Annotated in this window: 15 protein-coding genes; 14 read left to right on the plus strand and 1 reads right to left on the minus strand. The window is 41.0% G+C overall.

The window, feature by feature from the left end:
* Window positions 1–118: 118 nt before the first annotated feature.
* The 11 genes from V471_RS05115 to V471_RS05165 all read left to right on the plus strand — a co-directional run bounded on the left by V471_RS05115 (window position 119) and on the right by V471_RS05165 (window position 13,977).
* Entirely contained in the window at window positions 119–784 is a 666-nt protein-coding gene (locus V471_RS05115; protein WP_002886760.1) for a DUF6287 domain-containing protein, read from the plus strand.
* A gap of 242 nt (window positions 785–1,026) precedes the next feature.
* The gene (locus tag V471_RS05120) at window positions 1,027–1,761 is read left to right on the plus strand and encodes a response regulator transcription factor (RefSeq protein ID WP_002886762.1); all 735 of its coding nucleotides are present in this window, start codon (window positions 1,027–1,029) and stop codon (window positions 1,759–1,761) included.
* On the plus strand, window positions 1,758–3,077 hold the full coding sequence (locus tag V471_RS05125; protein WP_045772182.1) for a sensor histidine kinase: 1,320 nt from the start codon (window positions 1,758–1,760) through the stop codon (window positions 3,075–3,077). Before V471_RS05120 ends, V471_RS05125 begins: the two co-directional genes overlap by 4 nt.
* A 97-nt stretch (window positions 3,078–3,174) precedes the next feature.
* The gene (locus tag V471_RS05130) at window positions 3,175–3,741 is read left to right on the plus strand and encodes a transcriptional regulator (protein WP_002886764.1); all 567 of its coding nucleotides are present in this window, start codon (window positions 3,175–3,177) and stop codon (window positions 3,739–3,741) included.
* Between the two features lie 290 nt (window positions 3,742–4,031).
* Window positions 4,032–7,598, plus strand: coding sequence for an LD-carboxypeptidase LdcB/DacB (gene ldcB, locus V471_RS05135; protein WP_045772183.1), 3,567 nt, complete (start codon window positions 4,032–4,034; stop codon window positions 7,596–7,598).
* Window positions 7,599–7,730: 132 nt separating this feature from the next.
* A complete protein-coding gene (locus tag V471_RS05140; protein ID WP_002886767.1) occupies window positions 7,731–8,513 on the plus strand; it encodes a carbon-nitrogen family hydrolase in 783 nt (260 codons plus the stop codon).
* Between the two features lie 9 nt (window positions 8,514–8,522).
* A complete protein-coding gene (locus tag V471_RS05145; RefSeq protein ID WP_013990171.1) occupies window positions 8,523–9,704 on the plus strand; it encodes a pyridoxal phosphate-dependent aminotransferase in 1,182 nt (393 codons plus the stop codon).
* Window positions 9,705–9,833: 129 nt separating this feature from the next.
* Window positions 9,834–10,856, plus strand: a complete 1,023-nt coding sequence (argC, locus tag V471_RS05150) for an N-acetyl-gamma-glutamyl-phosphate reductase (protein WP_014633505.1) — start codon at window positions 9,834–9,836, stop codon at window positions 10,854–10,856.
* Between the two features lie 29 nt (window positions 10,857–10,885).
* On the plus strand, window positions 10,886–12,079 hold the full coding sequence (argJ, locus tag V471_RS05155) for a bifunctional ornithine acetyltransferase/N-acetylglutamate synthase (protein ID WP_045768481.1): 1,194 nt from the start codon (window positions 10,886–10,888) through the stop codon (window positions 12,077–12,079).
* Window positions 12,080–12,105: 26 nt separating this feature from the next.
* Complete coding sequence (gene argB / locus V471_RS05160) at window positions 12,106–12,843, plus strand: acetylglutamate kinase (RefSeq protein ID WP_002886771.1); 738 nt, start codon at window positions 12,106–12,108, stop codon at window positions 12,841–12,843.
* Between the two features lie 3 nt (window positions 12,844–12,846).
* Window positions 12,847–13,977, plus strand: a complete 1,131-nt coding sequence (locus V471_RS05165) for an acetylornithine transaminase (protein ID WP_084871174.1) — start codon at window positions 12,847–12,849, stop codon at window positions 13,975–13,977.
* Window positions 13,978–14,017: 40 nt separating this feature from the next.
* Here the strand turns inward: V471_RS05165 and V471_RS05170 are convergent, their stop codons facing one another.
* A complete protein-coding gene (locus V471_RS05170; RefSeq protein WP_070654863.1) occupies window positions 14,018–14,896 on the minus strand; it encodes a polysaccharide deacetylase family protein in 879 nt (292 codons plus the stop codon).
* Window positions 14,897–15,069: 173 nt separating this feature from the next.
* Here V471_RS05170 and V471_RS05175 point away from each other — a divergent pair, with 173 nt between their 5' ends.
* The 3 genes from V471_RS05175 to rarD all read left to right on the plus strand — a co-directional run bounded on the left by V471_RS05175 (window position 15,070) and on the right by rarD (window position 18,177).
* Window positions 15,070–16,356: a homoserine dehydrogenase gene (locus tag V471_RS05175; RefSeq protein WP_084871175.1), complete on the plus strand. Its 1,287-nt coding sequence runs from the start codon at window positions 15,070–15,072 to the stop codon at window positions 16,354–16,356.
* Window positions 16,357–16,439: 83 nt separating this feature from the next.
* Window positions 16,440–17,300 carry a homoserine kinase gene (gene thrB / locus V471_RS05180; protein WP_084871176.1) on the plus strand — a complete coding sequence of 287 codons (861 nt, stop codon included), beginning with the start codon at window positions 16,440–16,442 and terminating at the stop codon, window positions 17,298–17,300.
* On the plus strand, window positions 17,293–18,177 hold the full coding sequence (rarD, locus tag V471_RS05185) for an EamA family transporter RarD (RefSeq protein WP_084871177.1): 885 nt from the start codon (window positions 17,293–17,295) through the stop codon (window positions 18,175–18,177). The genes thrB and rarD overlap by 8 nt, the downstream gene beginning before the upstream one ends.
* The last annotated feature ends 77 nt before the right edge of the window (window positions 18,178–18,254 follow it).

The following is an 18,254-nucleotide window of genomic DNA, read 5'->3' on the forward strand; positions in this document are numbered from 1 at the left end:
ATTTTAAATGTTATTTTCTGATTATGACGAAAAAACGACTGTTTATGACTTCAATGAAAAATTTAGCTTTCTATATATTATAATAATCTCGTAAATTATCAGAAAAGGAATCTCACTCATGAAAAATACAAGTAAACTTATTGGTATCCTATCAGCTCTAATTGTAGTTATCCTTGCTGTCTTCTTGGTGACTAAGTTTAATAGTCATGAGTCAGCGCGTGTTAGCACAAGTAGTAGCCCAGCTAAAACGGTTAAGAAATCATCTTCAAGCTCAAGCAAAGCTGTTAAGAAGGATAAGAAATCAGCTCAATCATCAACTTCAGCAGTTTCAAATGAAGAAAATGACAATCAGGCTTCAGCAGTAGCACCTAAAGCTTCTTCTCAAGAACAAGCTCAAGCAGGAACTGCAGATGGCGGACAAGTGGCTGAAGCAGCAGCTGGATCAGACAAGGTTAAATCTGAAAAGAATACAAATAATAGTCAATCATCGCTTGACTTTGGTGCCCTTGATAATGGTGATATTAGCTCTCTTGTGGGAACTTGGACTAATGCGAATGGTGAATCAGTTACAATTAACGCTGATGGTACAATTATTAAAAACTCAACAGGTTATACTGCTCAATTGAAGCCTCAAAGAGTTTCAGATAATATTTTTTATGCAGGAGTATTCTCAGATACAAGCTCAGCTGCATTGAGAGCGATTTCTGGAGGTAGTAACGGCTCTGATTACCTTGTTATTGGTCAAGACCAAACTGCTGAAGGTTTCCCTTATTATCGTAACTAGTACGAAAAAAGATTGCTATTTATGAACTGCACCCCAAAAGTTAGACAGATAAAATCTAACTTTGTGGGGTGTTTTTTAATTGATTGAAGTGAAAAATGTTACAAACTATTGTCTTTTTCGTAACAAAAATGTAAAATAAGTAAAGAGAACAATAAATCTCATTTTGAATAAGAGGGATTCGTTTATTAAAGGAACTGCTCCACCTTGGATCTATCTTAAGATTATGCTAGAGGAGTTATGTTATGCTTAACATCTATGTTTTAGAGGATCATTTTATCCAACAAAATCGTATTGAAGAGGTTATTCATACGATTCTTAAGAAAAATAACATTAAAGTGGGCGACTTTGAGGTTTTTGACAAACCCAATCAACTGTTAGACTTTATTACCGAGCGAGGGTCTCATCAGCTCTTTTTCCTAGACATTCAGATTAAAGACGATACTAAAAAAGGCTTGGAAGTTGCAAAGCAGATTCGCAAGAGTGACCCCTATGCCAATATTGTTTTCTTCACGACTCATTCAGAGTATCTTCCCTTAACTTTTCAATACCAACTGGCAGCTCTAGACTTTATTGACAAGTCTTTGGAGGGCGAGGACTTTCAAAAGCGTCTGGAAAGTATTATCTTATTAACCTGCAAAAAGATACAGAGTCAGAATCCAGAAGACGCTTTTCGGATTGAGAATGTTAAGACCGTTATTCAGGTTCCCTTTCATGATATCTTGTACTTTGAGACCTCGGATATCGTCCACAAGGTTATCCTTTATACTAAAGAGGAGCAGATTGAGTTTTATGGCAGTCTCTCTCAAATTGAAAAGAGTGACCCTAGACTGTTTAAATGTCATAAGTCCTTCCTAGTTAATCCAGAAAATATCATCAAATTAGATAAAAGTACGGGGACGGTCTATTTTGAAAATGGTGGCGTTTGCTATGTTTCAAAGTTGAAACTAAAGAAATTACTTGAGAGAATTAGCCTATGACAGCGATTAATTTTGTGTTGGATAATCTAGACTTTTTAGCGGAGATTATCCTCTTTATTCTCATTTATCAATATATTACCTCCGAGAAGATAAAGCTAAGATGGTATATCATCATCCCCTTGATTATCCGATTTTTGTTTGTGCTTTCTCCAGTCCTATCCTATGTTTTAGGGCATGCCTTCTTGGTTGTTTATTCCCTTTACAGAAATCGTTATGGCAATAGGTTATTAGATATTTTCTATGGCTTGTTTCCAATCGTCATAGAAAGTCTTGTTCACAATCTTATTATTTATGGGATTGCCTTAGTCATCAATCGACATTATCTGATTGTGCTGAATCATTTTCATTTAAACCTTGTCACTGAGTTGCCAGTCTTTCCTGTGTTTTGGTTAATCATTAAGACCTTAAAAGTAGATTTCAAAGCGCTGAACTATGGTTTTAGAAAGTCATTTTCAAAGTACTTTTTATTGCTTATAGATATATCAATGTTATCTTATGCCCTCCTTCTCCAATATATTACCTTTTTTGTGCAACAGATCCCTGGAGGAAGAGATTGGCATGTTTATCTCGTGGTGACCTATGCTTTACTCTTTCTTGCGACCCTTGTTTACATTAATGCGACTTTCAGCGAAAGACTAAAAGAAGAAGTCCTACTCCAAAAAGATAGGCAAATGAGTGATTTGGCTCATTATAGTCAACAAATCGAGCAACTCTATACTGATCTTCGTCGATTTAGGCATGATTACTTAAATATCTTGTCTAGTATCAAATATGGCATTGACTCCAAAGATATAGCTATCATTTCCGATATCTACGATAACATCCTTGAAAAAACAAAGACTCGGATTGAGGGGAAACAGTACGAAATTGCCAACTTGATTAATATTAAAGATGAAGCCGTTAAAGGTGTCTTGGCTAGTAAAGTCTTGGAAGCACAAGACCAGTCTATTACCGTTCACCTTGAGGTCAGCGACGTCTTTGAAGTATCGAGGATGGAATTGTTGGATTTCATAACAGTGCTATCCATTTTTTTGGATAATGCTATTGAGGCTAGTTTGGATAGCATTACTAAAGAAGTAACCATTGCTCTTATCAGTAGCGATACAAAGGTAGTAATAGTAGAGAATACCATTGCTCAAGAATCTATCAATACAGTCGGCATCTTTAAACTTGGTCGCTCAAGTAAAGGAGAAGGACGTGGTATAGGTTTGTCCACTGTTCGAGAGATTTTAGGGAAGTATCCTAATTGTTCTTTGTCAACACAATCTAAAGACTATCGTTTTAAACAGACACTAAAAATAGAAGATGTGGTCTGATTATGACGGAAAAAACACCGTTTATGACTTCAATGAAAAATTTAACTGTCTATATATTATAATAACCTAGTAAATTATCAGAAAAGGAATATCACTCATGAAAAATACAAGTAAACTCATTGGTATCCTATCAGCTCTAATTGTAGTTATCCTTGCTGTCTTCTTAGTGACTATGTTTAATAGTCATGAGTCGGCGCGTGTTAACACAAGTAGTAGCCCAGCCAAGACGGTCAAGAAATCATCTTCAAGCTCAAGTAAAGCTGTTAAGAAGGATAAGAAAACAGCTAAATCATCATCTTCAGCAGTTTCAAATGAAGAAAATGACAATCAGGCTTCAGCAGTAGCACCTAAAGCTTCTTCTCAAAAACAAGCCCAAGCAGGAACTACAGATGGTGGACAAGTGGTTGAATCTACAACACCAGCTTCTCAAGTTGGAGGAGTTGAAGGTGGTCGAGGTGCATGGACAGCAACTTCTGGAACATTGACACTTGATGAGGAAACACCTGTTTATGCTGCTCCAGATAAAGATAGCGGAGCAGTTTCTACACTTCCTGCCGGAGATGTTGACTGGGATAAATATGAAATTTTACCTGATGGAAACTGGTATAGTTTTGTTAAGAATGGCCAACGTTATTATATTTCATATTCAGATGTAGGACATTGATAAATGATTTAAAAAGCAAACATGATAACTCGTATAAAGTTATCATGTTTTTTATGTTTCCCTCTACTTTTCCTAACAAAATTACGAATAAATAAGTATGGCTTGCTTCGGCTTTCGATTATGACAAAAATCGGACAGTTTATGATTTAAGTGAGAACAAGCCAAATAAATTTGGTATACTAATGGGTAAGTGAGAAATATTTAGTAATATTCTGTAAAGTACTTGTAATATTTGTCACCGAGTGTTACAATCAACCTGTAACATCAATTCGATAGAGAGAATAATTGATATGAAACGAGAAAAATTTTTACACGAACAACAACGTTTTTCCATTCGTAAATATTCATTTGGGGCAGCATCAGTTCTTTTAGGAGCTAGTTTGGTCTTTGCGGGGCAAGCTTTGGCTGATGAGCATCATGAGGTTTCAACACCTTCAGATGCTTCTTTGCGTGCTATCTCAGATAGTGATGCTGTGACAGCAGCTGATATTTTCAGTGGTGTAGCAACAGATGGGGCAGCGTCAAGTGAGAAAGCTAGCCAAGTCTCAACAACTAGTCAAACCGCCAGTGAAACTGCCACTAGCGAGGCTACGAGTGAAGTGAGTGCTAGTACCTCACAAGTAGCAGATAAAACTTCTGAATCAACAGTTGCCAGCTCAGAAGCCACAAGTGGTACAAATACTTCGTCTGAAACAGCTACTAACTTTGATGTATCTGCCTTAACGAGAGCAGCTGTCAATACTAGTTTGGTGAGCCAACCGGCTACAACTACAGCAAGCGACCTCCCAAGCCAAGGAACTTATGTCTACAAGGAACGTACAGAGGTTAAGAATCAACCTAAGGTTTCTGCCAAGGCTGAATTTTATGTAAATCCAGGGGATAGCGTCTTTTACGATCAAGTCGTGACAGCTGATGGTTACCAATGGATTAGCTACAAATCATACTCTGGTGTGCGTCGTTATGCTCCAGTGAAACCAGTTGCAGCTGGTAGTGGTAACGGTAATAGTGGTAATGGGGATGGCAAACCTTCTAATGGCGCTCAAGCCACAACAGGTGCTTTGAATATCCCAGCGACAGGAACTTACTACTTTACACGTGACACAAATATTAAGAAGGAACCAAAAGCAGATCTCAAACCTACTTTTGTTTTCGGCAAGGGTGACCATGTCATCTATGATAAAGTTTTGACAGCTGATAATCACCAATGGATTTCTTACCTTGGTTATGACTATGTTCGCTATTATGCCGATATTGCGACTTTGACACCAGCCAAAGCTGAAACACCAACTGTTAAACCAACAGAAACTAATCAAGCAAAACCAGAAACTACTGGTGCTGAAAAGCTTCCAGCAAGTGGTACTTATAATGTGACACGTAGCTTGAATGTTAAAAACGAACCTAAGGCTTCTGCAGATACACTTTACACCTTGGAAAAAGGCTACAAAGTGAACTATGACAAGGTATTGACTGCGGATAACCACCAATGGATTTCTTACATTAGTTACAGTGGTACACGTCGTTATGTGGATATTGCGGCTTTGAAAACGACTGAGTCTAAACCGGTGGCTCCTAAAGATGGGGTTAAACCTGCTCCAAAACCTGAACTTACGCCAGAGAAAACTACTGATAATTCAGAAGTGACAGAAGTACTTGAAATCCCAGACAAAGGGACTTATCACTTTAAGAAAACTGCTAATGTGAAATCTGAACCTAAAGTTTCCTCTAAGACTGAATTTACTTTCGAAAATGGTGATTCCTTGTCATATGATAAGGTTATGTTGGCAGATGGTCACCAATGGATTTCTTACAAGAGTTTTAGTGGTGCTCGTCGCTATGTTGATATTGCTAAAGTAGAGGTTAGTCAAGACAAAGCTGGTACTACAACAAGCGAGTCAGATCTTAAACCAAACCAACCGGTTGCTTCAGAGAATGTTAAACCAGTAGATAATAAGCCTATGGAAACCAAACCAGTCGATAAACCGGCTGAAAAACCAGCAGTGACAGGAGCTGATAAACTTCCTTCAAGTGGGCGTTACAACTTTACTAAGACTGTAGATGTTAAGGACGAACCAAAGGTGTCAGCCAAGACTGAGTTTGTTTTTATGAATGGCGATTCTGTCTTTTATGATAAGGTTTTGACAGCGGACAATCATCAATGGATTTCTTATGTCAGCTACAGTGGTAAACGTCGTTATGTTGATGTTGCGACTGTGAAAGTAACAACAAACAAGCCAGTTGAGTCTAAACCGACTGAAAATAAACTTACCGGTAAGCTTAACATTGAAAATATGACTGAAAATGGCTTTGATGTGGTTATTACTGAGGTTTCAGGTGCAGGTAAGGCTATCCAGGAAGTACTTGTTCCTGTCTGGTCTGACAAAGACGGTCAAGACGACCTCAAATGGCCATCTGCAAGTAAACAAGCAGATGGTAGCTACAAGACACATGTATCTATCAGCGATCACAAGAATAATCGTGGTGATTACACTGTCCACCTCTACTATAAGATTGATGGTAAACTTCAAGGTGTTGGTGGCACTCATACCAGTGTTCCAGTTCTTCAAGATCTTAGCCACCAATTGACCAATAACGGTTCTTACTACAGTGTTCGTGGTAAATACGATGATATTATCATTGTCAATAAAAAACATGGTCTTTCTAAGGACTATAACCCAGGTGAGAATCCTACAGCTAAAGCAGCTTTTGTTCGTCTTCGTGACGATATGATTAACCAAGGTTTGAATGTTGGACGTTCATACAGTGGTTTCCGTTCTTATGACTATCAAAAGACTCTTTACGATAACTATGTTAGCCGTGATGGTCAGGCAACTGCGGACCGTTACTCAGCTCGTCCTGGATATAGTGAACACCAAACTGGTTTGGTCTTTGATTTGACCGATAAATCTGGTAATTTGCTTGAAGATTCACGTGCTAGCCAATGGCTTAAAGACAATGCACATAACTATGGCTTTATCGTGCGTTTCCAAGCAGGTAAAGAAGCTTCAACTGGCTACATGCCAGAAGCATGGCACATCCGCTATGTGGGTAAAGAAGCTAAAGACATCCACGATTCAGGTTTGAGTTTGGAAGAATACTTCGGTATCGAAGGTGGCGATTATGCTGCTAGCAGCAAACCTGCTGAAAGTAAACCAGCCACTACAGGTGCTATCAACCTTCCAGCGACAGGCACTTATACCTTTACAGGTCGTGCGTCAATCAAAGCGGAAGCTAAGGTTTCAAGCCCAGAGTTGGCCTACTATGACAAGGGGATGAGTGTTAACTACGATAAGGTTCTCACAGCCGATGGCCGTCAATGGCTTTCATATGTAACAGCAAGTGGTAAACGTCGTTATGTTGATATTGCAGCGGCCAAGGCAGAAGCTAAGCCAGAAACAAAACCAGTTGCGAAACCAGCGAATAACCCAAGTCTCCCAGAATCAGGCACTTATACTTTCACAGGTCGTGCGTCAATTAAGGCAGAAGCTAAGGTTTCAAGTCCAGAGTTGGCCTACTATGACAAGGGTATGAGTGTTAACTACGATAAGGTTCTCACAGCCGATGGCCGTCAATGGCTTTCATACGTGACAGCAAGTGGTAACCGTCGTTATGTTGATATTGCAGTAGCTAAGACAGAAGTAAGTCAACCAGCCGCAAAACCAAGTCTCCCAGAATCAGGTCGTTATACCTTCACAGGTCGTGCGTCAATCAAGGCAGAAGCTAAGGTTTCAAGTCCAGAGTTAGCCTACTATGACAAGGGCATGAGTGTTAACTATGACAAAGTTTTGACAGCTGATGGCCACACATGGCTTTCATATGTGGCAGCGAGTGGCAACCGTCGTTATGTTGATATTGCTTAATGAAGTAATGAATCAGGTTGGACAATGTGTCCAGCCTTTTTTGATAGCCTTTCTTTATCATGAGATTGAATTTTTCAATTTTTGTGACGTCTTTTGGAGTGCTATAATGGTTAATATAGAATCGAGGTTACTATGAAAATTGCATTGGTACAGATGGATGTTGCTCACGGAAAGCCTGTGGAAAATAAAAAGCACGTGAAAGAGATGTTGGAGAGGGCACTTAGCGAAAAGCCTGACGTCATTGTGCTACCTGAAATGTGGAATACTGGCTATGCTTTAGATGAACTGGATGGGCTTGCAGATAAGGAAGGTTTGGACTCTCAAGAAATCTTGTCTCATTTTGCTAGGAAACATGCTGTGGCTATTATCGGAGGGTCCGTTGCTATTGAGAAGGACGGCAAATTCTACAACACGACCTACGTCTACAATAAGTCTGGGGACCTAATCAATACCTATAGCAAGGTCCATCTCTTTGGCCTCATGGCAGAGGACCAGTATATGTCTGCAGGGTCTTCGGAGTCTGTATTTGAGCTTGATGGTGTGACAGCTACTAGTGTCATTTGTTATGATATTCGTTTTCCTGAATGGGTGCGAACACAGATGGCACAAGGAGCCAAGGTACTTTTTGTGGTAGCGCAGTGGCCAGAACCTCGTGTGCAACAATGGGAGATTTTGTTAAAGGCGCGTGCGGTTGAAAATCAAGCTTTTGTAGTTGCGGTTAATCGTGTCGGAACAGGACCAGACGATGTCTTTTCAGGGCATTCTATGGTTATCGATCCACTTGGAAATGTGGTCTTGCAATCCAAGGAGCATGAGGAGGGCATTTTTACGGCCGATATTAATCTTGAAGAGGTAGATAAGGTTCGAGGTCAGATTCCTGTTTTTGAGGATCGTCGCACGGACTTGTATCATTAAGGAGCGTTTATGTTATTTGAAGAATCGGACTTATTGAAGGCATTGCCAGAACAGTTTTTTGCAGGTTTGGTTGCTAAGGTTAATGCCAAGGTGGCGGAAGGAGCAGATGTGATCAATCTTGGTCAGGGCAATCCCGACCAACCGACCTATGACCATATTGTTGAGGCGCTGTGCCTTTCAGCGAAAAATCCTGCTAGCCATAAGTATTCACAGTTTCGAGGCAATCGTCCTTTTAAGGAAGCAGCTGCTAGTTTTTACGAAAAACATTATGGGGTTGATTTGGATGCAGAGCGTGAGATTTGTGTCATGGGTGGAGCTAAAATTGGACTAGTGGAATTGCCCCTAGCTTTGATGAATCCTGGCGACCTTCTGCTCTTGCCTGACCCAGGTTATCCAGATTACTTGTCAGGAGTGAGTCTAGGACGTGTAGCTTATGAGACCTTTCCTTTGACGGCTGAAAATGATTTTTTGCCAGATCTGGATGCCATTCCTGAGGAGACCGCTCGGCGTGCTAAGTTTATCTATATCAATTATCCGAATAATCCGACGGGGGCTGTGGCGACTAAGGCTTTTTATGAAAAGTTAGTTGCTTGGGCGAAGACCTACGAAGTAGGAGTGGTGAGTGATTTGGCTTACGGAGCTTTGGGTTATCAGGGCTATGAGAATCCTAGCTTTTTATCAACGCCTGGTGCTAAAGATGTGGGCATTGAGTTCTATACTTTCTCGAAAACCTTCAATATGGCTGGTTGGCGTTTGGCCTTTGCAGCTGGGAATGACCAGATGATTGAAGCCTTAAATCTGATTCAAGACCATCTTTTTGTGGGAATCTTTCCTGCCTTGCAGGAGGCTGGGATTGCAGCTCTCTTAGACCCTAAATCTGAGGAGGCTGTTGCTCAACTGAATGCGACTTATGATAGCCGTCGAGATGCTTTTGTCCAGGCAGCTGCTAAGATTGGCTGGCAGGCCTTTCCATCCAGAGGTTCTTTCTATGCTTGGATGCCTGTGCCAGAGGGGTACACCAGTGAGAGTTTTGCGGATCTTTTACTTGAGAAGGTCCATGTTGCTGTGGCACCAGGTAAAGGATTTGGTCCTGCGGGTGATGCTTATGTTCGTATTGGGCTTTTGGTAGAGCCAGAGCGTCTGGTCGAAGCGGTCGATCGTATTGCCAACTTGCATTTATTTAATAACTAGATAGCATTCGTGAAAACAAGTAGTTGAAAAAGACTGCTTGTTTTTTTCATATTAATTTCAGTTTTTCCTTGACAAATGAATAAAAATACAATAAACTTGTTACATATTTATTCAAAAAGGAGTGCATAAATGAAAGTTTCAATCGTTGGTATCACTGGTTATAGTGGTTTAGAGTTAGTTAAAATTTTGAATAATCATAAAAAAGTGGAACTTGTTTCTATTCACGCAACCAAGGAAGTGGGCCGACGATTGTCTGATGTGTATCCCTATCTGACAGATGTTTGTGACTTAGATATTGAAGCTTATGATGCGGAAAAGATTATGAAAAAGGCGGATTTGGTTTTCTTTGCCACACCTTCAGGAGTTGCTAGTTCGCTTGCAGAGGAATTTGTTCAAGCTGATTTTCCTGTTATTGATTTATCTGGGGATCATCGCTTGCCGGCAGATGTTTATCAAGGATGGTATAAAAAATCACCTGCCAAGCAGAGTGTTTTGAATAAATTTACATACGCATTATCAGAATATACAGATGTGAAGGATAAGAAATTTATCGCCAATCCTGGATGCTATGCAACAGCGACGGAGCTGGCCCTGATTCCTTTGGTTGCTTCTGGTCTGATTGAGACGGATAGTGTCATTGTGGATGCCAAGTCTGGTTTAACTGGTGCGGGTAAGGCTTTGAGCGAGTCTAGTCATTTTGTCAATGTTCACGATAATTACGTGACTTATAAACTCAATCATCATCAGCATATTCCTGAGATTGTTCAATCCTTGCAGAACTTTAATCCGGAAATGCCTGAGATTCAGTTTTCAACGTCGCTTTTACCAGTTAATCGCGGAATCATGGCTACGGTTTATTGTAAGTTGAAGAAGGACGTGACTGTAGCTGATGTGGCTTCAGCATTCACAAAGGCTTATAGCGATAAACCCTTTGTACGTGTTCAAGACAGCTTGCCAGAACTACACAACGTTATCGGATCGAATTTTACAGATATTGGATTTGCCTATAATGAAAAAACCAATGTTCTGACAGTTATTTCAGTCATTGATAATCTGCTTAAAGGAGCAGCTGGACAGGCAGTGCAAAATCTCAACCTCATGCAGGGGTGGGATGAGACGGAAGGTTTGCTTATGACACCGTCATACTTGTAGATGTAAGCATAGAGTTAGGAGAAAAAAATATGAAAGTCATCGATGGAACAATTGCTAGTCCGCTGGGATTCTCAGCAGATGGGCTACATGCAGGATTTAAAAAGAGAAAAATGGATTTTGGTTGGATTGTCTCTGAAAAACCAGCCAGTGTGGCAGGAGTTTACACGACCAATAAGGTGATTGCAGCTCCTCTGATTGTGACCAAGACCTCCGTTAAAAAGGCTGGGAAAATGAAGGCTATCGTTGTTAACTCAGGTGTAGCCAATTCTTGTACAGGGACTCAAGGTTTGGAGGATGCTTACACCATGCAGGAGTTGACCGCTGAAAAGCTAGGTGTTGAACCAGATTTGGTTGGTGTAGCCTCTACAGGGATTATCGGTGAGTTGCTACCAATGGATACTTTGAAAAATGGTCTTTCCAAGATAGTAGTTAATGGGAATGCTGATGATTTTGCCAAGGCGATTTTGACGACTGATACAGCGACTAAGACCATTGCTGTGACGGAGACCTTTGGACGTGATGTGGTCACTATGGCTGGTGTCGCTAAGGGCTCAGGAATGATTCACCCTAATATGGCGACCATGCTTGGATTTGTTACTTGTGATGCTAATATTTCTAGTGACACCCTGCAATTGGCCTTGAGCCAAAATGTGGAAAAGACCTTTAATCAGATTACAGTTGACGGAGATACTTCAACCAATGATATGGTTCTTGTTATGTCAAATGGTTGCACGCTCAATGAAGAGATTCTGCCAGATACACCAGAATTCGATAAATTTTCGAAGATGCTGAATTTTGTGATGCAAGAGTTGGCTAAGAAAATTGCCAAGGACGGTGAAGGTGCTAATAAACTCATCCAAGTTGATGTGGTTAATGCCCCTAATGCCCTTGATGCACGTATGATGGCCAAATCCGTTGTCGGGTCAAGCCTGGTTAAAACGGCTATCTTTGGTGAAGATCCTAACTGGGGACGTATTTTAGCCGCTGTTGGCTACGCTGGTGTGGATGTTCCTGTGGATAATGTTGATATTATGCTTGGCGGTCTGCCAGTTATGTTGGCCTCTAGTCCTGTTTCCTTTGATGATGAAGAAATGAAAGACATCATGCATGATGATGAAGTTACTATAACGGTAGATCTTCATGCTGGTCATGAAAAAGGAACTGCATGGGGGTGTGATCTTTCCTACGATTACGTTAAGATTAATGCCCTCTACCATACTTAAGTTATCTATGATAAAGGAGTTAACTGATGACTACTGAATATATTGTAATCAAGATTGGTGGAGTAGCCAGTAAGCAGCTAACTCCTGAGATATTGACTAAACTGTCAGAATGGCAGCAGGCTGGTCAAAAAATTGTTATCGTTCATGGGGGCGGTTTTGCTATTAATCAGCTGATGGAGGAGAATCATATTCCAATTCACAAGGTCAATGGTCTTCGTGTGACGGGTCAGTCAGATATGGCTTTGATCAAAGAAGCTTTGGTTGACATGGTTGGGAAAAACTTAGCAGGTGAGTTGACTACTGCAGGTTTGCCAGCCTATCAGCTTGTAGATGAATTGTCAGACCTTGTTCATGCTGATTTCTTAGATCAAGAGACCTATGGTTTTGTGGGTGAGGTCAAAAACATCACTAATCAAACCCTAGTGAGCCTCCTATCTCAAGGCAAACTTCCCTTGATTCCGAGTCTAGGCTATAGTGAGCAGGGGGATTTGCTCAATATTAATGCCGATTACCTTGCCAGAGCAGTGGCGATTAGTCTAGGTGCTAAAAAACTTATCCTTCTGACAGATGTCAAGGGCGTTTTAGAAAATGGTCAGGTTTTGGAGCAGCTGAATTTTGTGGACGTTCAGAAAAAAATAGATTCAGGTGTGGTTACTGGAGGCATGATTCCTAAAATTCAAAGTGCTGTTCAGACAGTTCAGGCTGGTGTCGAGCAGGTCATTATTGGTGATAACCTGACAGACGGTACCATAATCAAGGAGTAAGAGATGACAAAATTATTTTCAAACTATAAGCGGGCAGCGATTGATTTTGCTTCGGCTCAGGGCAATTATTTGACGGATACAGATGGCAAGACCTACTTGGATTTTTCATCAGGTATTGGGGTAACCAATCTGGGTTACCATCCCCATGTCAATCAGGCTTTGACAGATCAGGTGGGCAAGATTTTGCACCAGCCTAATCTTTATCACAATCAGTTGCAAGAAGATGTTGCTAACCTTTTAATTGGTGACAAGGACTATCTGGCCTTTTTCTGTAACAGTGGTGCAGAGGCCAATGAGGCAGCCATCAAAATTGCCCGTAAGGCTTCGGGTAAACAAGAAATCATTACCTTCCAAAATTCCTTTCATGGTCGAACGTTTGGATCTATGTCTGCCACTGGTCAGGATAAAATCAAACAAGGTTTTGGTGAAGGTGTTCCCCACTTTAGCTATGCTATTTTCAATGACATAGACAGTGTCAAGGCCCTAACCAGTGAAGAAACTGCAGCTATTATGCTGGAGTTGGTTCAAGGGGAATCAGGTGTGCAACCTGCGGATAAGGACTTCGTTAAGGCTTTGTCTGATTTTTGTAAGGAGACAGGTATTTACCTCATTGTAGATGAGGTTCAGACAGGAATTGGTCGTACTGGTAAGCTTTTTGCTTATGAGCACTACGATATTGAACCAGATATCTTTACTCTGGCCAAAGGCTTGGCAAATGGGGTACCAGTGGGTGCCATGCTTGCCAAGTCCTCTCTTGGGACAGCTTTTTCTTACGGAAGTCACGGTTCTACCTTTGGAGGAAACAAACTGGCCATGGCGGCGGCCAAGGCTACGCTTGAAGTCATGTTGGCTCCAGGTTTTCTGGATACTACTCTTGAAAATGGGAACAAGCTACAAGAACAATTGCAGGCAGCTTTATCTGATAAAGAGACGGTTACCACTGTACGTGGTTTGGGCTATATGATTGGGATTGAGACTACGGGCAATTTAGGAGAATTGGTCCAGGCAGCTAGAGATAAGGGTTTGATTGTCTTAACTGCTGGGACAACTGTGATTCGTCTTTTGCCACCAATCACCCTAAGTGATGCTGAAATCGAAAAGGGTGTGGCTATCCTATCAGAAATATTTGACTAGAACATAAAAATCACTTGATTCTTGAATCAAGTGATTTCTTTTACTTATTGTCAGTAGCAATCTCGCTGAGAAGTCCTTTAGCTGTTGTTGTTGGCAGAATACGGACACGATTAAGTGAGAGGAGACCATCCTTGGCACTAGCTAGCCCTTCGTTAGTTGTCAGTCCTAACTTGTATGTTTTCTTAGCTAGGTCCAGTGTCGTTTGATTGTAGCGACCTGATGGGTAGGCAATGGTATTGACCTTAGTATTGAGTTTGTTTTCAAGGAAGTCAATAGAATCCGTTAATTCAACCTTTTGTGTTGCCTTGTCAGTGGCTGATAAATCAGGGTGGTTAACCGTATGAGACTGGAAGCTCATGCCGTGCGCCATCATTTCTTTCATCTGCTTGACGGTAAGATTTCCAGCATTTCCCTTCTTAACAAAGCCAGTGATCACATTGTTGGTCGCCTTAGCCTTGTATTTTTTGAGAATCGGATAGGCAATCGTATAGAAATCTTCGTTACCATCATCAAAGGTCAGCCAAACAACCTTCTTAGCAGGCAAGGCATTTTCGGTGAAGGCCTTATAGGCTTCTTCAGGCGTTAGGAAATAGTAGCCTGCCTTGGCCAAGGCCTTGATTTGTGCCTCGAAGAGGTCTGGGTCAACGATAAGGTTGGCGTTAGAAGCTTCAGATGGATCCATGACGTGTACGGCATGATACATCAGGATAGGGATTTGGACAGGCTCGTCATAGGTTTTCCATTTAGCTGTACTCGTAGATTGGCTTGTCTGGGTTCCTTTTTGGCTATTTCCAGACTGGCTTGGGCGGTTTAACATGAAAACTGCCAGTAAGCCAAGGAGGACTAGATTTAGTAAAAGCAGAAGAAGGTTCAGTTTCTTTCTGTTAGCGTTAGTTGATTTTTTCTTTTGAGAAGTCATTGTATCCCCTTTCAAATAGGTCTAGCTATTATTCTAACAAAAATGGAGTGGAAATGCACAAAATTTTCAGTAAAAAAGAATACTTAGCTTCTTAAATGGCAACAATATTCTGTCAATTCCGATAGAAATATGGTACAATTAAAGAAATTTATGTTTTTAAGGAGAAATCGTAAATGTCTATTAAAATTGGATTGCTTGGCTTTGGTACAGTAGCTAGCGGTATTCCTTTCCTTTTGAAGGAAAATGGTGAAAAGGTTCTTGCAGCCTCACGTGACCAACTCGAAATTGCGAAGGTTTTGGTTAAAGATGACGAGGAAAAAAATCGTCTTATCGCTGCAGGTAACGACTACAATTTTGTCACAAATGTTGACGAAATCCTTAACGATGACGAGATTCAAATCGTTGTTGAATTGATGGGACGTATCGAGCCAGCTCGTACCTTTATCACAAAAGCACTTGAAGCAGGAAAAAACGTAGTTTCTGCTAACAAAGACTTGATTGCAACTCACGGCAAAGAGTTGATTTCTCTTGCCCAAGATAAGGGCGTGGCTTTCTACTATGAAGCTGCTGTTGCTGGTGGTATTCCAATTTTGCGTACTTTGGCTAATTCTTTGACATCTGACAAGGTGACACGTATTCTCGGTGTGCTTAACGGAACATCTAACTTTATGATGACTAAGATGGTTGACGAAGGTTGGTCATATGAGGATGCTCTTAAGACTGCCCAAGAACTTGGTTATGCTGAAAGTGATCCAACCAACGACGTTGAAGGTATTGACGCTGCTTATAAAGCTGTTATCCTTAGCCAATTTGGTTTTGGTGCCACAATTGATTTCGACGATGTGACTCACAAGGGGATTACAAACATCTCTACTGATGATGTAGCTGTCGCTCAAGAATTGGGCTATGTCATCAAATTGGTTGGTGATGTGCGTGAAGTAGAATCAGGTATCTCAGCAGAAGTATCACCAACATTCTTGCCAAAAAATCACCCACTTGCTAGCGTTAGCGATGTTATGAATGCGGTCTTTGTTGAATCTATCGGTATTGGCGAATCAATGTACTACGGACCAGGTGCTGGTCAAAAACCAACAGCAACATCTGTTTTGGCAGACATTATCCGTATTGCTCGTCGTCTTTCAGATGGCAATGTTGGTAAACCATTCAACGAGTTCCGCCGCGACTTGCCATTGGCTAATCCAGCGGACGTTAAGAGCAACTATTACTTTGCCCTTGATACGCCAGACGAAAAAGGTAAAATCCTTCACTTGTCTGAAATCTTCAACTCAGAAGATATTTCATTTGAACAAGTCTTGCAACAAAAAGCAAATGGCACAACAGCTCGTATCGTTGTGATTACACATGCTATGTCTAAAACACAACTCAAAGCTGTTACTGAAAAACTTGAAGCAGCAGAAGATTTCACTGTTGTCAACACATTGAAAGTTTTGTCTAACTAATTGATAAGCCCATACTGGCGCGTATAAGAAAGGTATTCAAGGAGAAAAGTCGCTAATGGCTTTCCTCCTTTTGGTGTATTATTATGAAAATTACTGTCCCAGCAACATCTGCCAATATTGGTCCAGGTTTTGACTCTGTGGGTGTTGCCGTTTCTAAATATTTGACAATCGAGGTGCTTGAACCAGCAGATGCATGGCATATCGAACACGATTTGGGCGATATTCCTTCAGATGAAAATAACCTCCTCATTTCAACAGCCTTGCAGGTGAAGTCTGATTTGCAGCCCCATAAATTGGTGATGACATCAGATATTCCCTTGGCGCGTGGGCTAGGTTCTTCAAGTTCTGTTATTGTCGCAGGAATCGAGTTGGCCAATCAATTGGCAGACTTGAAGCTCTCAGACGATGATAAACTTGATATTGCGACCAAGATTGAAGGTCACCCGGACAATGTTGCTCCAGCTATTTTTGGGAATCTTGTTGTGGCCTCTTATGTGGACGAACATGTTAATAGCATTGTTACAGATTTTCCAGAGTGTGCCTTTGTAGCCTTCATCCCGAGCTATGAACTCAAAACGTCTGATTCACGTGGGGTTCTTCCAAGTGACTTGTCTTACAAAGAAGCTGTAGCTGCATCATCTATTGCCAACGTTGCCATTGCTGCCCTCTTTGCAGGTGATTTGGTTAAGGCGGGACGTGCCATCCAAGGAGACATGTTCCACGAACGCTACCGTCAAAAACTGGTTAAAGAATTTGCGACTATTAAAGAATTGTCAGGCCAATACAGTGCTTATGCGGCCTATCTCTCAGGTGCTGGCCCAACAGTTATGACCTTGACACCAAATGATCAGGCTGAGGCTCTTAAAACGGCAATAGATGGTCTTGGTTTAGATGGTGAAACCTTCATCCTATCTGTGGACAAAGCAGGTGTGGTCGTTGACTAGAAAAAATCAAGGGCTATTCTTTGGTCTAGCGACTTATATTCAATGGGGATTTTTATCCCTTTTTTGGAAGCTTTTAGCAGGTGTTTCGGCTTACAACACCTTCTCATGGCGAATTGTTTTTACTGTAGTGACTATGTTGGTCTATGCCCTAGTTGCTAAGCAAAATGCACGTTTTAAAGATGAATTAATCGAACTTTGGCGAGATAAGAAAGTCTTACTTCGGATGCTACTTGCTAGTTTTCTCATAGCAGCTAACTGGTTGATTTATATCTATGCTGTGGGTCATGGTCAAGCGACGCAGGCTAGCTTGGGCTATTACATTATGCCTATTGTTTCTATCCTATTTGCCCTCATTTTTCTTCGTGAATCATTGAGTAGGACCATGTGGGCAGCAGTGGTATTGGCCTTTATAGGAGTACTGGTTCTTGTTGTCAATACAGGAAAACTTCCCATGGTTTCTTTGGGATTGGCCCTGACCTTTGGTTTCTATGGTTTAATCAAAAAAGGGGTTAAGCTCTCCAGTGACGTAGCCATGCTAGTAGAAAGTGGCTTGCTACTACCTTTTGTAGCTATCTATCTCATATTCTTTTCTCCAGAATCATTTTCTTCCTATTCGAGCTTGGAGATGTTTCTTCTAGTCATCTCAGGTGTAGTGACGGCTGTTCCTTTGCTTTGCTTCTCAGAAGCAGTCAAAAGGGCACCGCTTAACCTTATCGGTTTCATCCAGTATCTTAATCCTACCATTCAACTTCTTGTAGCCATTCTCATTTTTGGTGAGACGGTCAGCTTTGGAGAATTGAAAGGCTTCCTCTTTATCTGGATGGCCATCCTAGTCTTTGTAACTGGCCAAATAGTAACATTTCATAGAAGTTCCTGATAGCTATCGGGAACTTTTTATAATGCCGTTCTAAAAATTAATCAAGCTTATCTGACAATTTTAGAATTTTAAGATAT

The sequence above is a fragment of the Streptococcus salivarius genome (assembly GCF_002094975.1).
GTDB lineage: Bacteria > Bacillota > Bacilli > Lactobacillales > Streptococcaceae > Streptococcus > Streptococcus salivarius_D.

Coding starts and splice junctions, on each gene's coding strand:
- V471_RS05115 (WP_002886760.1), top strand. CDS start 119: ATGAAAAATACAAGTAAACTTATTGGTATCCTATCAGCTCTAATTGTA.
- V471_RS05120 (WP_002886762.1), top strand. CDS start 1,027: ATGCTTAACATCTATGTTTTAGAGGATCATTTTATCCAACAAAATCGT.
- V471_RS05125 (WP_045772182.1), top strand. CDS start 1,758: ATGACAGCGATTAATTTTGTGTTGGATAATCTAGACTTTTTAGCGGAG.
- V471_RS05130 (WP_002886764.1), top strand. CDS start 3,175: ATGAAAAATACAAGTAAACTCATTGGTATCCTATCAGCTCTAATTGTA.
- ldcB (WP_045772183.1), top strand. CDS start 4,032: ATGAAACGAGAAAAATTTTTACACGAACAACAACGTTTTTCCATTCGT.
- V471_RS05140 (WP_002886767.1), top strand. CDS start 7,731: ATGAAAATTGCATTGGTACAGATGGATGTTGCTCACGGAAAGCCTGTG.
- V471_RS05145 (WP_013990171.1), top strand. CDS start 8,523: ATGTTATTTGAAGAATCGGACTTATTGAAGGCATTGCCAGAACAGTTT.
- argC (WP_014633505.1), top strand. CDS start 9,834: ATGAAAGTTTCAATCGTTGGTATCACTGGTTATAGTGGTTTAGAGTTA.
- argJ (WP_045768481.1), top strand. CDS start 10,886: ATGAAAGTCATCGATGGAACAATTGCTAGTCCGCTGGGATTCTCAGCA.
- argB (WP_002886771.1), top strand. CDS start 12,106: ATGACTACTGAATATATTGTAATCAAGATTGGTGGAGTAGCCAGTAAG.
- V471_RS05165 (WP_084871174.1), top strand. CDS start 12,847: ATGACAAAATTATTTTCAAACTATAAGCGGGCAGCGATTGATTTTGCT.
- V471_RS05170 (WP_070654863.1), bottom strand. CDS start 14,896: ATGACTTCTCAAAAGAAAAAATCAACTAACGCTAACAGAAAGAAACTG.
- V471_RS05175 (WP_084871175.1), top strand. CDS start 15,070: ATGTCTATTAAAATTGGATTGCTTGGCTTTGGTACAGTAGCTAGCGGT.
- thrB (WP_084871176.1), top strand. CDS start 16,440: ATGAAAATTACTGTCCCAGCAACATCTGCCAATATTGGTCCAGGTTTT.